Annotated in this window: 29 protein-coding genes; 23 read left to right on the top strand and 6 right to left on the bottom strand. The window is 35.1% G+C overall.

Going from position 1 to position 22,710, the window contains the following annotated elements; translation table 11 throughout:
- Positions 1-26 precede the first annotated feature (26 nt).
- The 5 genes from ctaD to BLE01S_RS08975 all read left to right on the top strand — a co-directional run bounded on the left by ctaD (position 27) and on the right by BLE01S_RS08975 (position 4,851).
- Positions 27-1,898: a cytochrome c oxidase subunit I gene (ctaD, locus tag BLE01S_RS09000; RefSeq protein WP_066140034.1), complete on the top strand. Its 1,872-nt coding sequence runs from the start codon at positions 27-29 to the stop codon at positions 1,896-1,898.
- Positions 1,898-2,527 carry a cytochrome c oxidase subunit 3 gene (locus BLE01S_RS08995; RefSeq protein WP_066140030.1) on the top strand — a complete coding sequence of 210 codons (630 nt, stop codon included), beginning with the start codon at positions 1,898-1,900 and terminating at the stop codon, positions 2,525-2,527. The genes ctaD and BLE01S_RS08995 overlap by 1 nt, the downstream gene beginning before the upstream one ends.
- A gap of 3 nt (positions 2,528-2,530) precedes the next feature.
- Positions 2,531-2,863, top strand: coding sequence for a cytochrome c oxidase subunit IVB (ctaF, locus tag BLE01S_RS08990; RefSeq protein WP_066140024.1), 333 nt, complete (start codon positions 2,531-2,533; stop codon positions 2,861-2,863).
- Positions 2,864-3,458: 595 nt separating this feature from the next.
- Entirely contained in the window at positions 3,459-4,370 is a 912-nt protein-coding gene (ctaG, locus tag BLE01S_RS08980) for a cytochrome c oxidase assembly factor CtaG (protein WP_066140016.1), read from the top strand.
- 19 nt (positions 4,371-4,389) lie between these two features.
- Positions 4,390-4,851, top strand: a complete 462-nt coding sequence (locus tag BLE01S_RS08975; RefSeq protein WP_066140013.1) for a DUF420 domain-containing protein — start codon at positions 4,390-4,392, stop codon at positions 4,849-4,851.
- Positions 4,852-4,924: 73 nt separating this feature from the next.
- On the opposite strand, the gene ytvI is transcribed toward BLE01S_RS08975, so the two are convergent.
- Both ytvI and BLE01S_RS08965 read right to left on the bottom strand, forming a co-directional pair.
- Positions 4,925-5,983, bottom strand: a complete 1,059-nt coding sequence (gene ytvI / locus BLE01S_RS08970) for a sporulation integral membrane protein YtvI (RefSeq protein WP_066140010.1) — start codon at positions 5,981-5,983, stop codon at positions 4,925-4,927.
- 98 nt (positions 5,984-6,081) lie between these two features.
- Entirely contained in the window at positions 6,082-6,441 is a 360-nt protein-coding gene (locus tag BLE01S_RS08965) for a YugN family protein (RefSeq protein WP_066140008.1), read from the bottom strand.
- Between the two features lie 346 nt (positions 6,442-6,787).
- On the opposite strand from BLE01S_RS08965, the gene BLE01S_RS08960 reads away from it, so the two are divergent.
- The 10 genes from BLE01S_RS08960 to coaD all read left to right on the top strand — a co-directional run bounded on the left by BLE01S_RS08960 (position 6,788) and on the right by coaD (position 12,970).
- A complete protein-coding gene (locus BLE01S_RS08960) occupies positions 6,788-7,825 on the top strand; it encodes a CAP domain-containing protein (protein ID WP_326255773.1) in 1,038 nt (345 codons plus the stop codon).
- 239 nt (positions 7,826-8,064) lie between these two features.
- Positions 8,065-8,472 carry a YlbD family protein gene (ylbD, locus tag BLE01S_RS08955; RefSeq protein WP_066140006.1) on the top strand — a complete coding sequence of 136 codons (408 nt, stop codon included), beginning with the start codon at positions 8,065-8,067 and terminating at the stop codon, positions 8,470-8,472.
- A 19-nt stretch (positions 8,473-8,491) separates the two neighbouring features.
- On the top strand, positions 8,492-8,731 hold the full coding sequence (locus BLE01S_RS08950; RefSeq protein ID WP_066140003.1) for a YlbE-like family protein: 240 nt from the start codon (positions 8,492-8,494) through the stop codon (positions 8,729-8,731).
- A 54-nt stretch (positions 8,732-8,785) separates the two neighbouring features.
- Positions 8,786-9,169: a hypothetical protein gene (locus BLE01S_RS08945; protein WP_066140000.1), complete on the top strand. Its 384-nt coding sequence runs from the start codon at positions 8,786-8,788 to the stop codon at positions 9,167-9,169.
- Between the two features lie 55 nt (positions 9,170-9,224).
- Positions 9,225-9,671 (top strand): YlbF/YmcA family competence regulator, encoded by a 447-nt coding sequence (locus BLE01S_RS08940; RefSeq protein ID WP_066139997.1) that lies wholly within the window; start codon positions 9,225-9,227, stop codon positions 9,669-9,671.
- 30 nt (positions 9,672-9,701) lie between these two features.
- Positions 9,702-9,977 (top strand): YlbG family protein, encoded by a 276-nt coding sequence (locus BLE01S_RS08935; protein WP_066139994.1) that lies wholly within the window; start codon positions 9,702-9,704, stop codon positions 9,975-9,977.
- A 234-nt stretch (positions 9,978-10,211) separates the two neighbouring features.
- Positions 10,212-10,796: a hypothetical protein gene (locus tag BLE01S_RS08930; protein WP_066139991.1), complete on the top strand. Its 585-nt coding sequence runs from the start codon at positions 10,212-10,214 to the stop codon at positions 10,794-10,796.
- Between the two features lie 134 nt (positions 10,797-10,930).
- Positions 10,931-11,638: a hypothetical protein gene (locus BLE01S_RS08925; protein WP_066139987.1), complete on the top strand. Its 708-nt coding sequence runs from the start codon at positions 10,931-10,933 to the stop codon at positions 11,636-11,638.
- 278 nt (positions 11,639-11,916) lie between these two features.
- Entirely contained in the window at positions 11,917-12,477 is a 561-nt protein-coding gene (gene rsmD, locus BLE01S_RS08920; protein WP_066139981.1) for a 16S rRNA (guanine(966)-N(2))-methyltransferase RsmD, read from the top strand.
- A gap of 13 nt (positions 12,478-12,490) precedes the next feature.
- Positions 12,491-12,970, top strand: a complete 480-nt coding sequence (gene coaD, locus BLE01S_RS08915) for a pantetheine-phosphate adenylyltransferase (protein WP_066139978.1) — start codon at positions 12,491-12,493, stop codon at positions 12,968-12,970.
- A gap of 131 nt (positions 12,971-13,101) precedes the next feature.
- Here coaD and spoVV read toward each other — a convergent pair whose 3' ends face one another.
- Positions 13,102-14,316, bottom strand: coding sequence for a dipicolinic acid transporter SpoVV (gene spoVV / locus BLE01S_RS08910; RefSeq protein ID WP_082788629.1), 1,215 nt, complete (start codon positions 14,314-14,316; stop codon positions 13,102-13,104).
- Positions 14,317-14,404: 88 nt separating this feature from the next.
- Between spoVV and BLE01S_RS08905 the strand changes: the two genes are divergently transcribed.
- Complete coding sequence (locus BLE01S_RS08905; protein ID WP_066139975.1) at positions 14,405-15,193, top strand: patatin-like phospholipase family protein; 789 nt, start codon at positions 14,405-14,407, stop codon at positions 15,191-15,193.
- Positions 15,194-15,326: 133 nt separating this feature from the next.
- On the opposite strand, the gene BLE01S_RS08900 is transcribed toward BLE01S_RS08905, so the two are convergent.
- Positions 15,327-16,559 (bottom strand): nucleotidyltransferase, encoded by a 1,233-nt coding sequence (locus BLE01S_RS08900; RefSeq protein ID WP_066139972.1) that lies wholly within the window; start codon positions 16,557-16,559, stop codon positions 15,327-15,329.
- 312 nt (positions 16,560-16,871) lie between these two features.
- Here BLE01S_RS08900 and BLE01S_RS08895 point away from each other — a divergent pair, with 312 nt between their 5' ends.
- The 3 genes from BLE01S_RS08895 (at position 16,872) to BLE01S_RS08885 (ending at position 18,304) form a co-directional block, all read left to right on the top strand.
- The gene (locus BLE01S_RS08895; RefSeq protein ID WP_231955824.1) at positions 16,872-17,414 is read left to right on the top strand and encodes a YceD family protein; all 543 of its coding nucleotides are present in this window, start codon (positions 16,872-16,874) and stop codon (positions 17,412-17,414) included.
- A 49-nt stretch (positions 17,415-17,463) separates the two neighbouring features.
- Positions 17,464-17,637 carry a 50S ribosomal protein L32 gene (rpmF, locus tag BLE01S_RS08890; RefSeq protein ID WP_066139963.1) on the top strand — a complete coding sequence of 58 codons (174 nt, stop codon included), beginning with the start codon at positions 17,464-17,466 and terminating at the stop codon, positions 17,635-17,637.
- Between the two features lie 136 nt (positions 17,638-17,773).
- Positions 17,774-18,304: an RsfA family transcriptional regulator gene (locus BLE01S_RS08885; protein WP_066139960.1), complete on the top strand. Its 531-nt coding sequence runs from the start codon at positions 17,774-17,776 to the stop codon at positions 18,302-18,304.
- A 32-nt stretch (positions 18,305-18,336) separates the two neighbouring features.
- Here BLE01S_RS08885 and BLE01S_RS08880 read toward each other — a convergent pair whose 3' ends face one another.
- Positions 18,337-18,777, bottom strand: a complete 441-nt coding sequence (locus BLE01S_RS08880; RefSeq protein WP_066139956.1) for a DUF4064 domain-containing protein — start codon at positions 18,775-18,777, stop codon at positions 18,337-18,339.
- 80 nt (positions 18,778-18,857) lie between these two features.
- Complete coding sequence (locus BLE01S_RS08875; protein WP_066139953.1) at positions 18,858-19,331, bottom strand: N-acetyltransferase; 474 nt, start codon at positions 19,329-19,331, stop codon at positions 18,858-18,860.
- Between the two features lie 117 nt (positions 19,332-19,448).
- On the opposite strand from BLE01S_RS08875, the gene BLE01S_RS08870 reads away from it, so the two are divergent.
- The 4 genes from BLE01S_RS08870 to BLE01S_RS08855 all read left to right on the top strand — a co-directional run bounded on the left by BLE01S_RS08870 (position 19,449) and on the right by BLE01S_RS08855 (position 22,623).
- Positions 19,449-19,661 carry a biotin/lipoyl-containing protein gene (locus BLE01S_RS08870; RefSeq protein ID WP_066139950.1) on the top strand — a complete coding sequence of 71 codons (213 nt, stop codon included), beginning with the start codon at positions 19,449-19,451 and terminating at the stop codon, positions 19,659-19,661.
- A 21-nt stretch (positions 19,662-19,682) separates the two neighbouring features.
- Positions 19,683-21,224, top strand: coding sequence for an acyl-CoA carboxylase subunit beta (locus BLE01S_RS08865; RefSeq protein WP_066139948.1), 1,542 nt, complete (start codon positions 19,683-19,685; stop codon positions 21,222-21,224).
- Between the two features lie 71 nt (positions 21,225-21,295).
- The gene (locus BLE01S_RS08860; RefSeq protein ID WP_082788628.1) at positions 21,296-22,231 is read left to right on the top strand and encodes a 2-dehydropantoate 2-reductase; all 936 of its coding nucleotides are present in this window, start codon (positions 21,296-21,298) and stop codon (positions 22,229-22,231) included.
- Positions 22,228-22,623: a DUF3397 domain-containing protein gene (locus BLE01S_RS08855; RefSeq protein ID WP_066139941.1), complete on the top strand. Its 396-nt coding sequence runs from the start codon at positions 22,228-22,230 to the stop codon at positions 22,621-22,623. The genes BLE01S_RS08860 and BLE01S_RS08855 overlap by 4 nt, the downstream gene beginning before the upstream one ends.
- The last annotated feature ends 87 nt before the right edge of the window (positions 22,624-22,710 follow it).

Raw genomic sequence — 22,710 nt, 5'->3', positions numbered from 1 at the left:
TTTTTGTCGGAAGAGGAGGTTTAAATGTGAGTAGTGTTGCTCAAAAAAGAAGCATAGGCGCCTCAATATGGGACTATCTGACAACAGTAGACCATAAGAAAATTGCAATATTGTATATTGCAGCAGGTGGCTTCTTCTTTCTATTAGGCGGACTGGAAGCAATGTTTATTAGAATTCAGTTGGCGATTCCAGATAATAGCTTCGTTAGCGCTGGTACCTTTAATGAATTATTGACCATGCATGGTACAACAATGATTTTCTTTGCTGCGATGCCAATATTAATAGGATTTATGAACTTGATTATGCCTTTACAGATTGGTGCTCGTGACGTAGCGTTTCCATTTTTAAACTCACTGGGTTTTTGGTTATTTTTCTTTGGTGGGTTATTGTTAAACTTGTCTTGGTTCCTTGGTGGCGCACCTGATGCTGGGTGGACATCTTATGCTTCACTGGCATTACTTTCTGAGTCACACGGAATTGACTTTTATGCACTAGGAATACAGATATCTGGTTTTGGTACTTTAATGGGTGGAATTAACTTCCTAGTTACTGTCATAAACATGCGTGCGCCTGGAATGACATACATGCGTATGCCAATGTTTTCTTGGACAACATTTATTACATCAGCACTTATTTTATTTGCATTCCCACCACTAACAGTAGCATTATTTATGCTTACATTTGATAGAATGTTCGGTTCAAATTTCTTCAATGTAGTGGCAGGTGGAAATACGATTATCTGGGAGCACTTTTTCTGGATATTCGGACATCCGGAAGTGTATATATTAATTCTTCCAGCATTCGGTATTTTCTCTGAGATATTTTCAACCTTCTCAAGAAAACGACTGTTTGGATACTCTTCCATGGTGTTTGCAACAGTGTTGATTGGTTTTCTAGGTTTCATGGTTTGGGCTCACCATATGTTTACGGTTGGGCTTGGAAATATTGCGAACGCAATATTCGCTGTTGCAACAATGGCAATTGCAGTTCCAACAGGAATCAAAATATTCAACTGGCTGTTTACAATGTGGGGTGGAAGTATTAAATTTACTACTCCAATGCTTTATGCAGCAGCGTTCATCCCATCATTCGTTATGGGGGGAGTAACAGGCATTATGCAGGCTGCGGCGCCTGCTGACTATCAGTACCATGATACGTACTTTATTGTTGCTCACTTTCACTATGTAATTGTTGGGGGAACAGTTTTAGCAATCTTTGCAGCCACTCATTTCTATTGGCCAAAAATGTTTGGAACAATGTTAAATGAAACATTGGGTAAGATTACCTTTGTACTATTCCTTATAGGCTTCCATTTAACATTCTTTATTCAGCATTTCTTAGGTCTAATGGGAATGCCGCGTAGAATTGTAACTTTCTTAGATGGACAAGGCTTATCAACGGGTAACTTAATCAGTTCCATTGGAGCTGGTGTGATGGCCATTGCAGTCTTAATCATGCTTGTTAACATTGTCATCACTTCAGTGAAAAATGTTAAAGTTGGGAATGACCCGTGGGAAGATGGACGTACGCTTGAATGGTCTATACCTTCACCACCTCCATTTTATAACTTTAAGCAACTTCCACTAGTTCGTGGAATAGACGCGTTCTGGTTGGAGAAAATGGAAGGTAAGGATGAGATGACACCTGCAGAACCACTTGGTGATGTTCATATGCCTAATGGTTCGATCATCCCAGTGTTTATATCATTAGGGTTCTTTATTGCTTCATTTGGAGCGATCTACCGCCAAGAGCATGCTTGGGGAGATCCTGTATTGATTATTGGGTTGATTATTTCATTTGGGGCAATGTTAACGAGATCATTAAAAGATGATCATGGTTTCCATATTCCAAAATCTGAATTAGTTGATGATAATAAAGATAAGGGGGTAAAGGCATAATGCATGTTGAAGAGCAATTTACACCAAAAACATGGCCTGAAGCGCCCGAAAGAGCTACCCTTGAAGGAAAGAACAAGTTTTTGGGTTTCTGGTTCTTTCTTGGAGGAGAAACAGTATTGTTCGCTTCCCTCTTTGCTACATACCTTGCATTGAAGGATAGCGTTGCTACTCCTTCAGATGTTGTAGCAAAGGACATATTCGAGTTGCCGTTAGCATTTATTATGACAATGGTTCTTTTAACAAGTTCCATTACGAGTGTGTACGCAATTTACCATATGAAAAACTTGCACTTTAAAAAAATGCAAGCATGGCTTTTAGTAACTGTACTATTAGGTTTAACGTTTTTAGGTTTAGAAATTTATGAGTTTTATCATTACACAACAGAATTTGGTTTCGGATTTACTTCAAGCGCATTTAGTTCTGCATTTTATACGCTTGTTGGATTCCATGGAGCTCACGTTGTTTTCGGTCTTAGTTGGATGATTGCTCTTATGGTCCGAAATGCAAAAAGAGGATTAAGCCTATACAACGCACCAAAGTTTTACATTGCAAGTCTATACTGGCACTTTATTGACGTTGTTTGGGTGTTTATCTTTACTGTTGTATATTTAATGGGAATGGTGGGATAAAAGATGGAAAACCAACATTTGAATTCTGGCAATTCTCAAGTAGAATATGAATATCGTCGCAGAAGAAATGCAGAAGAAATGCGTTATCAGGTAATTTCTTTTGCGATCTCGATCTTCTTGACACTTGTTGCATTTGGAGCAGTATACGCAGGTTTTGATAAGTGGTTTGTCATTCCTGTCATTTTATTGCTAGCGGTAGTTCAAGTAATATTTCAATTATATTATTTCATGCATATGAGTCATAAAGGGCACGAGGCTCCTCAACTCTTTATGTATGGTGGTATGATTATTGGGTTTGTAACAATCGTTTGTTTTATGACAATTGTTTGGTGGTAATAATGAAGGGTCAGTCGGAAAACCGGCTGGCTTTTTTGTTACTCTTAAGTCTGAATGCGGATTTGAGCACTGAAAAGATTCGGCTATTCAATGAAATGGATAATGCATTAGGAATAACTGGGGAAAGAACATCAAATATGAATGTTGAATTCCGTTATAGGTGCTCGTTTTTCGTAGGCGGATTGTTTAACTAGTTACAGCGCTTAGCCCCGACAAGCATAAGTCGGCAGTAGGGGCAAGAGCTCACTACGCCTCGCTGCGCGTGTAACGACGAGGAAGCCCACCGTACGCCCCTGGGAAGCGCCATCCTGAAGTGGGAACCAACAATATTCTATAATAGAACTTTAGAATAAAATGTCTTTATTCAGTGCTTTCCAGATTGGCTTTATGTTTTTATTCCCTTATTACGTGTAAATATATGACGGTGCTTAAATCAATCGAAATAATAAATCTGCATAGTAAGAAGGAAAGTGTTTGATCTTAAACATTTTGTATATCCTTATTGTCATCAACTTGTCAATCGCTAACGTTGAACTAACCTGAATGGAAAAGTATAATGGAGGTAGGATCCAATCTAAAGAAGAGGTGAAGGTGTATGCCTTTAAGTATTTTCGGATTCCGAGCACTATGGAGTCCTTATTTTTTGCTTTTTGTTTTATTGTTAATTGTTGGATATTTTTATTTAACTGTTAAAAAGCGCCATAAATTTGAGAATAGCGAACCGCTAAAGAAAAGCCAAGCGATCCTATTTGTGATTTCAATGCTCTTACTTTATATTACAAAGGGCTCCCCAGTTGATCTAGTTGCACATATTATGTTTACCTTTCATATGGTGCAGATGGCTTTACTTTATTTGGTAATACCGCCAATTCTTATTGCTAGTATTCCGAATTGGGTATGGATAAAAATAATTGATTATCCACCAATTAAGAAAGTATTTGCCTTTTTTACAAAGCCATTAATTTCTTTGATTATATTTAATGGTGTTTTTTCAATTTATCATATTCCTTTAGTTATGGATGCTGTTAAAATGAATATAGTTGTTCACTTTCTTTATACCGTTCTTTTATTTATTTTAGCTATTTTCTTATGGTGGCCACTGTTAAATAAGTTAGAAGGTCAACATCGATTGCACGGATTGAAAAAGGTAGGATATATTATTGGTGATGGTGTTTTACTTACTCCTGCATGTGCTCTCATTATATTTGCTCCAACCGCAATGTATGCTACGTATACAGATGGAGAAATGTGGATGAAGGCAATGGAACTCTGTGTCCCTGGAACTACTCTATCCGGCTTATCTATTAGCGGACCAGAATTGTTTACAAATATGCCAGCACAAGAAGATCAGCAGCTAGGCGGCGTAGTGATGAAGCTTATTCAAGAAATCGTACTTGGGTTTATGCTTGCGAAAGTATTCTTTGAATGGTATCGGAAAGAGCAGGAAGAAGGAGAGCAGATTAACGAGGCTGCAAGGATTCGTCCAGAACCTCGGCATGCTGATTGAGAGGAAGGAATTATAGATTATGATGGTTCCAATAATGCCAACAATAAGCACCGTGTGTATTGTAATTAGTGCAATCCTTGTTGCGATTGGCTGGATAAAAATTAGAAAAGGCGACATACAGGCTCATAGAAAAATGATGACTTCAGCCGGGATTTTTGCGATTATTTTCTTCATTATTTATTCAAGCCGTACCATTTTTATTGGTAATACTTCTTTCGGTGGTCCTGAAAAATATAAAATGATTTATACTATTTTTCTGATTTTTCATATCACGTTAGCTACAATAGGTGCAGTGCTTGGAGTTATTTCTTTATGGACAGGTTATAAAAATAAACTCGTTCGACACCGTAAGTTAGGTCCATATACGAGTATCATTTGGCTGTTCACAGGTATCACAGGTGTCGTAGTATATTTGCTACTTTACATTATCTATCAAGGAGGGCAAACGACATCGCTCATTAAAGCTATTTTAGGATTATAATAAAAGAGGCCTATCCATTGGTAAGAATTGACGTTATTATAGCGGTTTAATTCTTCTATGGATAAGCCTCTTTTTATATTTTAAAGTTTAATTTGATCAGTTCAGCCTCTTTTGCTGATTTAAATAAGATTAATAATATTGGGCCTAATATTAACCCTAATATACCGAGTAATTTAAGTCCAATATACATGGATATTAGTGTCGCCAATGGAGATAGCCCCATATGGGAACCCATAACTTTCGGTTCAACAATACGTCTAATCAAAAGTAAGATCACTGCGAGTATTGCGAGCTTTGTGCCTAATATAATATCTCCAGTAAAATAGTGATATAGAGACCAAGGAGCAAGTATAACAATGGAACCGATGATTGGAATCAAATCTATAATCCAAATGACGAATGCCATAACAATGGCAACCTTTGGCTGGATGATTAATAAACCAATGAAAGCCGCTATAAAAATAATAATACTAACTAAAAATTGGGCTTTGAAAAAGCCTAATACAACGGAAGATAAGCGGGAGGTCATAAAGTTAACTTTAGCAGCAGTATTTTCACTTAAATAGTGGTAAAATCCCTTGCGAATTCGTGGTAAATCAATCATGAACATAAATAATGCAATTAAATAAACTAGAAAACTAACTAGATAATTTGGTATATAAGAAAGTAATGCACTAATGTTTTCAATATTAATATACTGCTTCAAACTAGTCACAGCAGCTTCAAAAAAGGCATTCACTTCTTCAGTCACTGCACTCACCATTTCTTCAGGGAAGTCTTGAGCAGCATTTTGAAAATAGACATCAATATTATTCCACATGACTGTAACATTATTAATATAGGTTGGAGATTCTTCGATCAATTTAATTCCTTCTCCAATAACTTTAGTAGCTAAAAAGAAACCGCTAATAACTAAAATCAGTGTAAATATCGCAAATACAATAATAACCGCAAGTTGGCGTTTGAGTTTAAATTTGCTCATTACCCAGGAAACAATCGTGTCTAACATTAAAGCTGTTATAATTGCTGCAATTAATGGGACTGATACTGGTAGAATATAAAATGCAATCATTGCCAAGATAATTACTGAAAAAAAGATAATTATGTGCTTTTTAGTAAGAAAAGACATCATAATCGGATCACCATCACTCTCCATAAAATATAAATTTATAATAAAATCTCGATTATATTAAAAAAGGGACACGGAAAACCGTGCCCTTTTTTATATCTTCATTCAGCGAATACTTCTACATCTTTCTTTATTTTCTCAAGCATTTGATTGCATTGTTTTACAAGATGTGATGGAAAATATTCGTCTTCACCATATTCAACACCATGCGGGTAGTAGTGTTTACCAAGGATAGGAGTCATCAATTGAAGAACCGCATCATGTGCACCAACGTCTCCTTCGAGTGCATAACTAGGAATCCGTAAATAGTATGTACCTTCTTTAATTTGAAATTTGTGATCGTATGTAGCGCGCTCATAATCCCATTGACCTGCACGAACCATACCGTTTTGTTCCATCACTTCATCAAGCCGGTTTAAATCTACCTTAAATGCTTCAAGACCACTATTATCAAATCTCATTATAAGTTCCCTCCTTATTAATCCAAACAATATCAATTTTAGTAGGTTCACATTAATATTTCTTCAAGTTTAATAATAGTCGAAAGTTCAAGATGTTGCAATGCTCTGGGTCTGAATTTGAGAGGTTATAGACAAGATAGATAATAATTGTGACAAAATGCAAAAAAAATATTTCGATATATGATTTTATCGATATTACAATATTTTAGTGAAGTACATTAATTGATGATATAATAAATAGAATAATTTCATTTGATAAATAATCTTAATTTTTCACATATAGTCAATGCTAATTAAGATGTGAAAGTCCAAGAAAGGAGTGGTATTACTGCGTATTTTATTTAGGGTGTTGTTCATATCTGCAATAATTTTTATTATTAGTATTTACTATTATTCAGAACCAGATAATAGTGAAGTTTTACAGGATTATAATTTTACCAACCCACCTAAAGTTGGAATAGATGACAATATCGACAATATTCATGACAATTCGAAAAGACCTGAAGAAGGGTTATCTATATATATCGGAAAGTCAATTAATTCTCTCGTAAAGGATTATGGGGAACCAGATCGGAAAGATCCCACTGCTTATGGATATGAATGGTGGGTTTTTAACGGCTTAGCAGATACGTATATGCAAGTAGGTGTACAAAATGATTTAGTCGTCACTGTATATGTAATTGGCGGTAGTTTGAATGTAGCACCATATAAAATTGGCCAAACAATTGAAGAAATATATCGTTCTACACTCTTAGATACAGAAATTACGATCGCTCTCGATAATGGAACATATCGTTTTGAATTGTCCGAAGAAGATCTAAATATTCGTCCACTTGTTCAATTAGGAGATATTTATGTGCAATTATCACTTGATAAATATACAGGAACTTTGTCAAGTGTTAGGTTTGTTGATAAAAAAACTCTCATTATTCAAAGCCCATACGAAATGCCTTTTCGAGGTGAGTTAGTAGAAAATTCAACACCGAGTGAAGAAGAATGGACAGAAATTGAACAGGTAACTGCTAGACAAATATTCGATATCACAAATGTCATTCGTAACAGGTTTGAATTAAATCAGTTATCTTGGGACGAGCAAGTGGCTGATGTTGCATATGAACATAGTAAGGATATGTTTGATAACGACTATTTCTCTCACACTTCTCCCGAGCACGGGGATCTATCTGCTAGATTGAATGCTAGTAATGTCGATTTTCAAACGGCAGGTGAGAATATAGCATTCGGTTATGTGGACGGTCCGGCAGTAGTAGAGGGGTGGCTTAATTCTGAAGGGCATAGAACCGCCATGTTAGAAGAAGATTTCACACATCTTGGTGTTGGAGTCTTCGAAAATTATTATACTCAAAATTTTATTACGGTGAAATAGTAAGTTTTTCAGGCTGTCGTGAACTCACGACAGTTTTTTTGCCTCTAAACTAATCCCAATACTTGTCTTATATAATAGAGAAGGCTAGTAAGAAAAGTTCAAGTAGGATAACTCTCTTCCTACGAGTTCAGAACGTCATTAATATTAAATATGCTTATTTGTAAGGCATTTGCACATTAAGAATAAATTTATCATAAACTGTTAAGAGGAAGTAAGTAGATGGTTGAGGTGATTATACGTTGGAGAATAATGAGTTACATCCATCAGTGCAAAAGTTTAAACAATTCGTTAAGAAATATCCTGAGATGGCGAATACAGTGAGGAATAACGAAAATACTTGGCAAGAGTTATATGAAGATTGGTATTTGCTTGGAGAAGAGGATCCTAAATGGAATGTATTCCAAGATGTGGGTGAGGCGAAGAAGGAATCAACTAAGTCAGGAAGTGAAGAAAAAGGTTGGGTCAATCATATCACTGGTATTCTTAAAAATATGGATACTAATCAAGTACAACATCACATCAGTAATCTTAGTGAAGCAATTGGAGCTATACAAGGAGTATTATTACAATTTCAAGGCGATAACGCAAAAAATACAGAAGAGAAGCCAGCTGAAAGACAACACCCATTTGCTTTCAGAAAGGATTGACAATAAAGGAGGGAAGTAAGTGAGACAAGATATTATGCAAAATATATATTCGGATAATGAGTTAAAGCAATTTCTTCGTGAGCAACCGTTTTGGTATCGTAAATTATCAAGGGACCCTGAATTATTTAGTAACTTTGAAATTGCTTCCCTTCATTATTTCCAGAAGACGATTCCACATAAAGTAGAGAAATTTTCAAACGGATTACAAATGGCATCCATGATGATGAATATGTTGCAGACTATGAATACATCATCATAATTTTTTGTATGATCCTCTTTTTTTAGTAAAGGCTAAAGAAGAGGAGTGATGTAAGTGAAAAAGATAGTAATGTGTGCTCTGCTCATTGTTTTATTAGTAGGGTGTGGAAAACAGATCCCAGAGCCTGAAGCAGTTCATGCCGAATCAATAAATAATAATATTGCCGGCTCAGAACTTAAGGTTCGTCACCAGCTACAAGGAAATAAGCTATTTGTAGAGTGTATTATACCGGGAATTTCTTTGAACAGAGAAGAAATGGCACACAATAAAGTGAAAATTAAATTATACGTAAATGATATGATGTACTCGGAGTATGATACAGCGGCATTCGTTGTTAAAAATCTTAAGCCGGGAAAACAAGATATTAAATTAGAGGTAGTTAATCCGAACAACGGGAAAATCAAGCTATATAATAAGTTTTCCATTATAATCAGTTAATTGTAGTCGCAAGAGCAAGTAAAACATGATAAAATAGCGATTGGAGGTGGGCTTTTTGCTTGCTACAATCGAAAGTATAAAATTAGTTGAAAAAGCTGAGATGATTGGTGAATCGATTATTGCATCAGATATCGCCAAGGATTATAGGCATTTTTATCATAAATTACAAAGCGATCCAGAGACGAGAAAGAAGATTGCTGAGTTTGTAAAAATGAAAGACCATTACGAGGACGTGCAAAGGTTTGGCCGATTTCATCCCGATTATAAACAAATTATGACAGATACACGTTTACGTAAAAGAGAGATGGATATGGATGAAAATGTTGCGAATTTCAGAAAGGCTGAAACAGAGTTGCAATCCCTTTTGGATGAGGTTAGTACTTTAATTGGTAGATCAGTATCGGAACATATTAAGGTACCTACTGGCAATCCATTCTTTGATAGTGGGTCGTCATGTAGTGGTGGATGTGGGACAGGCGGAGGGTGTGGATGCTCTGCTTAAAAGCTAGCATGTTGAAAAAGGGGAAATCATATGCTTAATATAAGGCAAGGTTTGATTGTATGGCTATTTAGTTTGAAAAATGCAAAATCTTTAAGACGTTTTGGAAATGTTCATTTTGTTTCTAAACGGATGAAATATGTGGTCTTATATTGTAATCAAGATGAAATAGAAGATTTATCCGAAAAGCTGGCTTCCATGCCATTCGTTAAAAAAGTAGAGGCCTCATATAAACCCTATTTAAAGACTGAATTTGAAAATTCCAAACCGGATAAAGCGAAGGAATATGATTACAGAATTGGAATATAATCGATATCTAGGCAGCCGAATATTCATCGGCTGTCTTTTTTAATGTAAGTTTATTGTCACAAATTTCGATGGAAATTAGCAAAAAGATACCGATAATAGCAGTAAGAATAATAACTTAATCTATAAAATTAGGCCTTATTATAATTAAATGTTGGCTTCTAACAGCTCCATTGTTTGAAGTGCAAATCAACAGTATTTTGTAAAAGAAGTTTTGCCAACGAGGAGAATGTAAACATGAAAAAACCTTTTTTTACTTTCATATTGATGTTGCTTATCTTGACGAGCAGTCTCATATTTTGGCAATGGAAGGGATACTCTTCATCTGAGGATAAAGTAGAGGAAAAACTAGACATTCAACAAACAATTAATATTAATCATCAAAAAGAAGGCTTGTTCGTAGAACAAATAATTTCAAATATAGAGGAAACATCTGTGAAGCTGTCCATTCCGTCACAAGTAATAGATATTACTTGTGGATTTGATCAAGCAAAGTGCGAATGGACAGACCAAAAGGAAATCCAACTTGCTGTTGATGAAGGTAGGTTAATCTTTCATTACTCTTTGCCAATCCCTCAATCAGCAGACAGTTTCTTATTAAATAACTGGACTGTTAAACTACATAATCAGTCAATTGCTTCAACTAAGATACAACTTAGTGAGACACAATGGCGTTCAGGTAGTTGGCAAGCAGACGCAAAACTGAATGGACTAAAAGAAATGAATTTAGTTGACTATTATGTATTTGAAAAGTTCGGTGAGGCACCTTTGTTATACTGGCAAAGAGAAAAGTTAATGAAAAAAAGGAAATTGGACAAATAGCAGTATATGCGGAGCAGGATTTTAATGTACAAATAAATGAAATTCCAGCTATCCATCAACTAAAAGATATCCAGGCTGAACAACCAATAAAGGTTATTATTACAAAACTTCATAAAGAAATAGACACGGAGACGTTGAAAATAATCAATTCAGAAAAGAAGCTTACGTCGATTCAAGAAGAAATGGTGTATCAACAACTTGTACAATTGTTTCAATTTCCAAAAAAAGAAAGATGGTTAGTAGGAGTGATTACATCAAGTGTCCTTAATAAACCTGTTGGAGAAGAGAAGGCACAAAAAATGTACTTGGAGCTAAAGGATACACTTGGGAAAGAACAACTTTCCACTTGGTTAGATAGAGTGTTTGAAGAAAAGGATAACAAAATAAATAGTAAGACATTGGATGATCTAATTGAGGCACCTTTGGGAATGAACGCAAAATTCTTTTCAGTAAATGCAGTAAATAAAGACTCAATCATGCCATTAACATTTATTGACGCACGCGATATATATGTTAATGAAAATAAATCAATAAATACAAATATAGTTACTCATGAGGGTAAAAAATATATTAACTTCCTTCCCATACTTGAGGAAAGTGGCTACCAGGTAACCAATAAAAAGAATGAAGGAATTCTAGTTGAAAAAGAGGCAGTGAAATACCAGTTTTATCCTGATAAGCGAATCTTTCTTTTGGGAGAAAAAAAATATGGGATGAAAGAAAGTCCTGTCGTATTGTTTCATAATACGGCCTATATCGAGCTAGGTTTATTAAACACCTTTTTCAATTGGACGATATTAGAAGAGGATAGCCAAATAAATATTTTCCAGAGTGTAGAATGAATAGATTTTTAATTAAAAAACCCTGCATATATTATGCAGGGTCCTTCTAATTTCTGCATAAAGCAGATAGAAGGCAAAGGGAGAGGAGAAACCGGAGGAAGAACTTATGGGGAAACGTAAGTCTTCTCCGTGTTTAACAACAACATTTTATAGATGCTGTTACTTTCATTGTCTCCAAAAAATAAAAATTTATACAATGTTATTCGTAAAAAAATAGCCTGCTAAATTAAAATATGGTAGGATGAAAAAGAAAATCTAAAGGTAAAATGGTGGAGATAATGAGAGTAATTTCAGGCACGTGTAAAGGAAGACCATTAAAAGCAGTTCCAGGAAACCAAACTAGACCAACGACAGATAAGGTGAAGGAAACGATTTTCAATGTGATCGGCCCCTACTTTACCGGTGGGTTAGGTCTTGATTTATTTGCTGGGAGTGGTGGTTTAGGAATCGAAGCGTTAAGCCGTGGATTAGATAAGGTTATATTTGTAGATCGAGATATGAAAGCAATTCAGACGATTAAAGGAAATCTTGCATTATGTCGCCTGGATGAAAGAAGTGAAGTTTTCCGTAATGACGCGGAACGTGCTTTGAAAGCGATTATTAAAAGAGAATTACAATTTACATATATTTTTCTTGATCCTCCATATAATAAGCAAAAGTTACATTTACTTTTACAAATAATTGAAGAAAATAAGTTGCTTTGCAAGGAAGGAATTATTATATGCGAGCACGGTGTGGATGTTAAGCTTCCAATTGAAATTGGAAGTCTATTACAAAGAAAATCAGATGATTTTGGAAGTATTGGTTTAACTATTTACACAAAATCAGATAGGAACTAAAGGAGAACTAGCAATGAAGAAAATCGCAGTGTGTCCTGGTAGCTTTGATCCAGTGACATTTGGCCATTTAGATATTATTCGCCGTGGTGCAAAAGTGTTTGATGAAATATATGTGGTAGTATTAAGTAATTCCGCTAAAAAGCCGTTATTTTCTGTTGAAGAAAGAACAGAATTGATTGAGGCGGTTACAATGGATATACCAAATGTTAAAGTAGATTCTTATAATGGTCTGCTCGTTGACTATGCCCACAGTGTAAATGCTCATGCCATTATAAGAGGTTTACGTGCTGTATCAGATTTCGAATATGAGATGCAAATAACATCCATGAATAGGGTATTAAACGAAGAAATTGAAACTTTTTTTATCATGACGAATAATCAATACTCTTTTTTAAGTTCCAGTATTGTAAAGGAAGTAGCTAAACATAATGGGGATATATCTGAACTCGTTCCAACGCAAATTGAACAAGCACTAAAGAAAAAGTTCGGTTAAAGTGTAGCCTCTTGGTCCATAGTAAATTGATAAAAGTCATGCTAGGGCGCCTACAATGATGTAGGTGCTCTAGCATTGGTAGCGCTAAAACTAACAAGTAAACCCTGTCCATATGTAAGGAAGGAAGGATATTATTTTTTCCTCATTCTGGACCAATAAATCAAAATATAAATAAGTAAAGAAATAATGGTAATTAAGGGACCAGCTTTTCCAATAAAATGAAAAACATTATCCCACCAAGTATCGTGAAGATGCATAATTGTCGGTACAGCCTGTTGCTCGGGTTTCAAATAAAAAAAATTTGAGAAGAATTTCCAAATGATGAAGGCGAAAAAGCCAGCTAAAAATCCATGTAGAATTCTGGCGAAAAAGAAAGGTTTAAATCTAATATCTGTTTGTGCCAAAATACTTGCGACTTGGGCTTGGACGCTAAAACCACTAAATCCAAGAATAAAACTTACAACAATCACTTGCGTCATCAAACCAGTGGTGTTTACTTGACTTGTCATTTGACTACCAAGTGTAATTTCAAATAGTCCCGCAATTAATGGGATACTTAAACTAGCAGGCAGTTGGAAAACAGCAAGAATAAATTCCATTACCTTTGCAAGAGCAAGTGTTATATTCAGATGAAATAATAATTTATTGATGACAGAAAATAAAATAATAAAGCCACCAATCATAAGTAAAGTATGGATAGAAGAGATGACAGCATCTCCAATCATCTTACCGAATGGTTTATTGTTTTTTAATCTAGTACGATGGAGAGCAGTTAAGGCTTGGATAATAAGTGAGCCTGATGATGGCTTTTTTTTAACTTTCTTTATGTCCCTAGTTCCGTAAAATCTCATTGAAATACCTACGAAAAAATTCCCTAAGTAGTGTGAAAGGGCGAGGAGAAAGCCCAGCCTTGGGTTATTAAAAAAACCAACAGATACTGCTCCGAAAATAAAAAGGGGACTAGAAGAATTGGTAAACGAAGCGAGCCTTTCAGCTTCTATCCTTGTTAATTGGCCTTCAGCACGAAGGCGAGAAGTTAATTTTGCTCCTGCAGGAAAACCAGTCGCCATGCCCATGGCCCAAACAAAACCTCCAACACCAGGTACTTTAAACAATGGCCTCATAAGTGGCTCCAGTAGCACTCCGACGAACCTAACAAGCCCAAATCCAATCAGCAATTCTGAAGTAACAAAAAAAGGAAATAAGGAAGGGAAAACAATTTCCCACCACATATTTAATCCTGAAATGGATGCTTCTAACGACTCTTTAGGTAGAAAGATCATGGAAAAAGCCATTATTGAAATACCAAATGCAAGAAGAAAAGTTTTTACTATAGAAAGATTCAATATGCCTACCCCCTGTCCAACATCCACTATTCAATATACTCATACGTTTTAATATTAGACCATAAAATAGAAGGAGGAGATGAGATGAATGGAGATTCCGAAAATAGGATTAGCATTAGGTTCAGGAGGAGCAAGGGGATTTGCTCATTTAGGTGTTTTAAAGGTGTTAAGAGAAAATGATATCCCAATTAATTTAATTGCTGGAAGTAGCATGGGGGCCCTTGTAGCGTGCTTCTATGCATTTGGCCACGATATTGATAGACTTATACAGTTGTCGATCGCTTTTAGAAAAAAGTATTATCTTGATTTAACTGTACCAAAAATGGGTTTTATAGTAGGGAATAGGGTGAAAAGCCTTATAAATCTTTTTGTACATGGAAAAAACATAGAAGATCTTCAAATTCCAGTTTGTGTAATTGCGACTGATTTACAGACAGGTAAAAAAGTTGAATTTATGAATGGCCCAATAGACAAGTCAGTCAGAGCTAGTATTTCTATTCCGGGTATATTCTCTCCGGAAAAAATAAATGGCAGATTACTAGTGGATGGCGGTGTTGTCGATCGCGTTCCAGTATCTACGGCGAAAAAAATGGGTGCAGATATCATTATTGGATCAGACGTTGCAAGGGTCAATAAAAGTGCAGAAATCTCAAATGTGTATGACGTAATTATGCAAAGTTTAGATATTTTACAGATGGAAATTGGTGCGACAAGAGAAAGCGAATCAGATATAATGATTCATCCTCCTGTGGAAATGTATAGTGGGCGAGCATTTAAAAATATTGCAGAAATTATAAAAGCAGGAGAGGAAGAAACGAAGAAAAAAATCCCAGCTATAAAAGCAGCAATAAAGGAATTTCAAAAGAAAAAACAATAAGGAAAAACAATAAGGAAAAACAATAAGGAAAAACAATAAGGAAAAACAATAAGGAAAAACAATAAGGAAAAACAATAATAATGTTATGTTAACTAAGAGATTTAAGAAAAATAGATAAGCCAAGACTAGTGTCTTATCTATTACTGATATGGTTAGAACGAAAATAAATGGGGGGTTGTTTAAATTCTAGGTTTAGAAATTCGGATTTTTTAGGTTCTGGTAATCCATGCGCATATACACTAGATGCTATTAGATCACGTTGTAGCATCTCACGAGGAAAAGCAGAAACTTTCGAAACAAGCGGTAATGGAAGCTCCTTTTTTACATGATTTAAATATAATCTTCCGAGTTCATTCATACCAAGCAGTCGAATATAGTTCGGATCTTTTCGTGTGTTTTTCATATCCACTTTCTTACAGTTATTTAAAATATGTGTGCATATTCTTTGAAGTCTTGTCCAAGTGTATCTTTTTGTTTTAATTAATTCCATAAAAGCCAAAAAACTATTAGCTTGACGTGCAGCTTTAAGGAGGCGATTTTCTAACCCTTCTTCCACTTCATAAATAGAGTGTAGCTCATCCGATTCCATCGTAAGTAATCGGAATTGTAAATATGGCCAATAATCTTCCCAATGATGAAATTGTCCAAAATTCTCCTTGTAATTGTTTAATTCCATCCATGTTGTATCAGGTATAAATGATTTAACTGCTTCTAAGCTTGAGTTTTGCTGCAATGATTTGCGAATTGCTGTAGCACTTGCAATTGTTGAATCTTTAAAATACTCATCATGATAATCAGCGCTTTTTCTTTTAATCGTCATAAACTTTATTTGTTTATTGATATGGTTGGCTGCATTTAGATAATGGAAACCAAGAATATTATTAGGTTTAGACAAATCAACTGCATCTTCTGTAGGATTTAGTTTTTGAAAAGCATTATTTAATGCTGAAGGGTAACTTAATCCTTTTTTCATGTAGGTGTTTATCCAATCATTATACTGTTCGGTGTATTGATGAAGAAAATGGTGTGTTTGAATGAACGGCAGTAGTTCTCCACGCTCACTCCCAAAACAAATACTACTACATTTGAGTGCATTTAACAGAAACACTGCTCCGTGTGCAAACGTTTCCGCTTTTTGAACTGCAAATGCATAAGGAAGTTCTATAACGATATCAACTCCAGCATGTAGAGCCATCTTTGTACGACTCCATTTCGAAACAAGTGCTGGTTCTCCTCTTTGTAAAAAGTTTCCACTCATAACAGCAATTAATACATCTGCTTGTGATTGCCGTCTTGTTTCTTGTATATGAAATTCATGCCCATTATGAAAAGGATTATATTCTACAATGATTCCTGCACTTTTCATTATTATCCCTCCATTCATATTTCTCATATTGTTTATCTTACTTGAATTCCAGTAAATAGAGCAACTTATAAAGAAAAGTGTTATTTTCTGTTCTATTTAATCATGCTATATATTTCAAGTGGATATTTATCTTTAACTACTCAAAAAATAGCTAATGTAAGTTAACGATTGTCCATATTTGCAAACTTCGTTTATTTGGATAGAATGAAGGCAAGAGTAAGTTTGATTAGAGATGAAATGAATGCTAATATGTAAAGATAATATGTTGACAAACGTTATATCGAAAGCTATAATTATTTTTGTTGCCTAGAGGTGATATCATTGAAATGGACTGTAATTGAACTTCAAAAACTTCGCGATAGTGAATTAAAAATGGACGAGATGATAGATGTGACAAAAGGGCTTCAACAAAAAGATCCTGAGATTAGAGACATGTCACTTGTACACGTAACTGGCAGGGTTGATGTTGACTCACAAAAAGCTACTTTTCACATTCGCTTATCTGGAACAATGACACTTCCGTGTTCTCGAACACTCGTGGATGTAGATTATCCAATTGACGTAAACTCTATTGAAACCTTTTTGTTAAACCCGCAAGTTAATGATCTTGGCGAAGCTGATCATTATTATGAAGCGGAAGCCGGTATAGTTGATTTGGTTCCAGTTATAGAAGAACTTCTTCTTTTAGAAATTCCGTTGCAGGTTCTTTGTGAAGATGCACTAAAAGCTGATTCACTTCCACAAGGGAATGGTTGGGAAGTTATGACTGAGGCTCAACTTAAAAACGAACAGGAGAACAAAGTAGATCCGCGTTTAGCTGGACTCGCTGACTTATTTAAAAGCGATAAAGAGTAATGAAACGTTAGAATGGATTGACAAGCAAATTTTTAAGGAGGTGGGAAGAATGGCAGTACCAAAAAGAAAAACATCTAAAACTGTAAAAAGACAACGTCGTACACACTTTAAACTTCAAGTGCCAGGAATGGTTGCATGCCCAAATTGTGGTGAAATGAAACTTGCACACCGAGTATGTAAAGAATGTGGAACATACAAGGGGAAAGAAGTTGCGGGTGAGTAATAATAATACAGGAAAACGTGAAGAGACCATGGCTCTTCACGTTTTTTTGTTTCCAAAATAGGTAATATCGCTATAGGTTATTCTATCACTCCTATTGATTACATATATATATAATAAAAAAATAGGAGTGAGAAAAATGGCTGCAATACGACAGGATGCTTGGACTTCCGATGAGGATGAACTGCTCGCTGAATTGGTGCTTTCATATATTAAGGCTGGTAGTACTCAATTGAAAGCTTTTGAAGAGGCTGGAGTACAACTGAAAAGAACTCCTGCTGCATGTGGTTTTCGTTGGAATTCCTTTGTCAGAAAACAATTTAGAGAAGGAATTGAAATAGCAAAGAGAGAAAGAAAAAATTTGCATTCTATATATCAGCATTCTCAAAAAAATCATATTATTTCTGATAATGATATGGTGAAAGATGTATTGGGAAATGAGGAGGTTTCAAACTTTTTTCAGAAATTAGATATGACTGTAATAACTTTAGCGAAAACTAAAATGGAAAATCAAAGATTACAAAATGAAATAGAAAATCTTAATAATATTGTTAGGGAGAATGCTAAAAAAATGGAAGCTTTCGATTATCTGCAAAGCGAGTATCAAACATTACTTGATATTCTTAATCATGCTAGAGAAAGAACAACCAGTAAAACTGTAAAGAAATAAAAAAGAGCCGATTATTCCGGCTCTTTCCTTCATTAAAAGTTTGTTGGTTCGATTGTTTCGGGAGGTGCTTTTCTAGCAAAACACATGATACCAGCGATTAAATATAGGAGTGCAGGCAAAAAGGCTGTACCTAAAGAAATAATCCCGACGAGAACAGCACCGACTAAAAACATGCTGCCTGCTAGTTTAGGACTTTTATTACCTTTAATACTGATTACGGCGATTATTCCAAATATAATTCCAATGATTGCTACTATTAATAGAGCCACTCCAATCCCTGTCATGCCAGCAAAAATTGACTCTATATCAAGGCCCTCCACATTAAGCATGCTTTCGATTTCTGGATCTTCAAGCAGCGTATTTTTGATTTCATTTGAATTGGCGGCCCACATGAAGAAAATACCTCCAATAATCGTTAAAGCACTAAGTATAATACCGATAATACCTAACACAAATTCACCTGTACGTTTCAAAAAAACAACATCCCTTCATTCGAAATTTCATCTAGCATATTTATTATTACGAACCAGACTTTGAAAGGTTTCAAAAATAATTAATGTTTTTGTTCAGATACACCTGAAGGATACCAGACGAGCGGATTTTCACCTTTATCGCGCTCCATATCATAAGTGACCGGCTCAAAACCCATTTTCTTGAAAAATAATTCAGAGTTCATCCGAGGATTTGTTTTAATTGGAAGTTCATAGCTTTTCGCATAATCGACAAGTAATTTACCGAAATTTTTATGTTGGTATTCTGGTAATACTTCTAGTTTCCATAATTCGAAATAGTCTTGTGGCGGATCAAAATATTGATCAAATTCCGCTTTTTGGCGGTAAAGGCTCATCCTAGCAACAAGTTTATCTCCGTAGTAAATACCATAAAATGGTGATTGTGAATCATCTTCTATCATATTGCTTTCAAGATCTTCCAACATAGAAAGCTCTTGTGCACCATATTCTTTAAACTTCTTAAATTCTTCCAGTGTTTTATAATTAATTTTTAGCTTAGTAACAGAGAATGGCATAAATAATCCCCCTTAAAATTTTAAAAGTGAATAATTATTATTATATAACAAAGATAAAAATATTTCAGATATAATAAAGAAAACTAAAGCAACTAATTTTCGTTAGGAGGAGAGAACATGAAACAAGTATTATCAACAATGGCCGGAATAGTATTAGATATTAAAGTAAGTAAGGGTGATCAAGTGAATACTGGGTTAACCGTGATAATGCTTGAATCGATGAAAATGGTGATCCCTATCGAATCATTAGACGCTGGAATAGTAGAGAAAATAAATGTAGCAATAGGAGATTTTGTAAATGAAGGCGATACACTTCTTATATTGAGGTAGCGAGATAAGGAGGGAAGTTAAGTGACGAAGAGAGAAAAAGGTCTTATCGACCTTAAAAATAGGCGGAAACTAATTGAGGCTGGTGGCCATTCAAAATATCATGAAAAGTTAAAGAAACAAAATAAACTTTTTGTAAGGGAAAGACTATCCCTTCTTTTTGATGGGGGGAAATATGAAGAAGACGGAATTTTCGCTAATTCATCAGCGGAAGAGCTTCCGGCAGATGGGGTAGTTACAGCAATTGGAAAGATAGATGGAAAAAGTGTGTGTGTGATGGCGAATGACGCCACGGTAAAAGCCGGTTCGTGGGGAGCTAAAACGGTAGAGAAAATAATAAGAATGCAAGAAACTGCAGAAAAGTTAATGATCCCTTTACTTTATTTAGTTGATTCTGCTGGAGCAAGAATTACAGATCAGCTAGATATGTTTCCAAATAGGCGGGGAGCAGGCAGAATATTTCACAATCAAGTGAAGTTGTCGGGAGTTATTCCTCAAATATGTATACTGTTCGGACCATCAGCAGCAGGCGGCGCGTATATTCCAGCTTTTTGCGATATTGTTATTATGGTGGAGAAAAATGCATCTATGTATTTAGGCTCTCCAAGAATGGCTGAAAAGGTAATTGGAGAAAAAGTGACATTAGAAGAAATGGGCGGAGCAAGAATGCATTGTACATTAAGTGGTTGTGGAGACCTACTGACGAATACAGAGGAAAAGGCAATTATAGCTGCTAAAAAGTACCTTTCCTATTTCCCATTGAATTATAAAGAAAAGCCAGAAGTTGCTAAAACCATAGCATCTAAAAACAAAAAGTCACTTGGAGAAGTTATACCGAAAAATCAAAATATCCCATTTGATATGTATGAAGGAATAGATGCGATCATTGATGGAGAGTCATTTTTTGAAATGAAGCAACTTTTTGCACCGGAGCTTATTACTGGGTTTGCAAGGATTGGTGGTAAAGTAATCGGTATTATTGCTAATCAACCAAAAGTAAAAGGTGGGGTTTTGTTTGTAGATTCAGCGGATAAAGGAGCAAAGTTTATTCAGCTTTGTGATGCTTTCCATATACCTTTATTATTTCTTGCAGACGTACCGGGATTCATGATTGGTACTAAAGTGGAACAGGCAGGTATTATTCGACATGGAGCAAAGTTTATTGCCGCGATGAGCTCGGCTACAGTACCAAAAATCTCCGTAATAGTTAGGAAAGCATATGGTGCAGGACTTTATGCTATGGCTGGTCCGGCATTTGAGCCCGATTGTAGCATCGCTTTACCAACGGCACAAATAGCAGTTATGGGTCCTGAGGCAGCAGTAAATGCAGTATATTCAAATAAAATTATGGAAATAGCAAATGTAAAAGAAAGAAGTGCATATATAGAATCGAAACAAGAAGTGTATAAGGAGACTATTGATATATATAAATTGGCATCAGAATTGATTGTCGATGATGTTGTTGAACCTGATGATCTTCGTGAAATTTTAATTACCAGATTTCATTACTATGATACAAAATCAGTCGATATTATAGCAAGGAAACATCCAGTGAATCCAGTTTAAATAATAATAAAAGCTGTCTTGGCTATTTAACTGGACAGCTCTTTTCAAATATTTGTTACAATAGTGAGGAAATGAAATATAAATGTAACAAGAAATTAGGTGAGCCTGTGAATATTGGCATTATTGGTGGGGGTGCGGTAGGGCTTTTATTTGCCGCATATTATGGGGAGCAACACAATGTAGTAGTATATTGTAAAAGAAAAGAACAAGCACAGAAGATTACTACAGAAGGAATTAAGTTGAAATACGAGGATAATTATCTTGTCGTTCCTGTATCTGGAAAAGGTACAATGGAAGATCTCAAATTACAGGAGCTTATCATTATTGCGGTTAAACAACATCAACTAGAATCATTGTTACCTCTTTTGCGAACATTACCTCGACATATACCATTGCTTTTTATCCAAAATGGAATGGGACATGTATCTATATTACAATCAATGCTACAAAAATCTATATTTGTAGGAACAATTGAACACGGTGCAGTTAGAATGGGGGATCGAGCTGTTAGTCATAATGGGATTGGTAAAACAAATATTGCTGTTTTTAAAGGGGGATCTACAGTAATCAACACATTTCCATTATTAGAAAATCCTTTATTTCCAGTTGTATTCAATCATGACTACTTGGAAATGTTAGAAGCAAAGTTAATTGCAAACGCTGTGATTAATCCATTAACAACTTTGTTTCGTGTGAAAAACGGTGAACTAATTACAAATCCAAGTTATTATGAAATATTTAAGCAATTGTACCACGAAATACTTAAATGCTTTCCGAAATGGGATAATCATTACATAGATGACATTATAAAAATTTGTGTGAATACGAGTAAGAATACTTCTTCCATGCTAAAAGATATGACAGAAGGAAGAAAGACAGAAATTGAAGCAATTCTAGGATATATAGTAGATAAAGGGAAAAAGGAAAGCGTGGATATTCCGGTGGCACGATTTGTATACCGTGCGATTATTGGTATGGAGATTGAAAGGGGTATTCGGGCAAAATGAAGATAATTTTTTCGATAGTAGCAGCTACATTTATTACTTTGCCAATTTTATTATATTTGGTTATTTTTATTGGGGTGAAGTATTGGACGAAAAATGGTAAAAGAGCCATGAATACTGCCATAAATTTTACTACGCCGATATTGATATTCTCCGTGCACATTTTATTTATGACGATCTGGTCCTATTCTTTTATAGGTTATATCATTATGTTTATGCTTCTTATAGCTGTTATTTTCACTTACATATATTGGAGAATGCGAGAGGAAATAATTTATCATAAGCTCTTTTTAGGGTATTGGCGCTTAATCTTTTTATTGTTTATGCTCATATATCTCGTTCTAGTGATTTATGGGGTATTATCCCGAGCAATCGAGGCAGTTATTTCTAGATAGTTACTTATCAAAACAAATTGATGTTATTTAAAGAATGAATTTGCTATACTCAACGGAGATAAAAACTGATAAAGGAAGGATGCTTAG

It is taken from the genome of Lederbergia lenta NBRC 16444, assembly GCF_001591545.1.
In the GTDB taxonomy this organism is placed as follows: Bacteria; Bacillota; Bacilli; order Bacillales; family Bacillaceae_C; genus Lederbergia; species Lederbergia lenta.
Note: the sequence above shows the minus strand (reverse complement) of the source record. Positions and strands in the feature narration are given on the sequence as shown.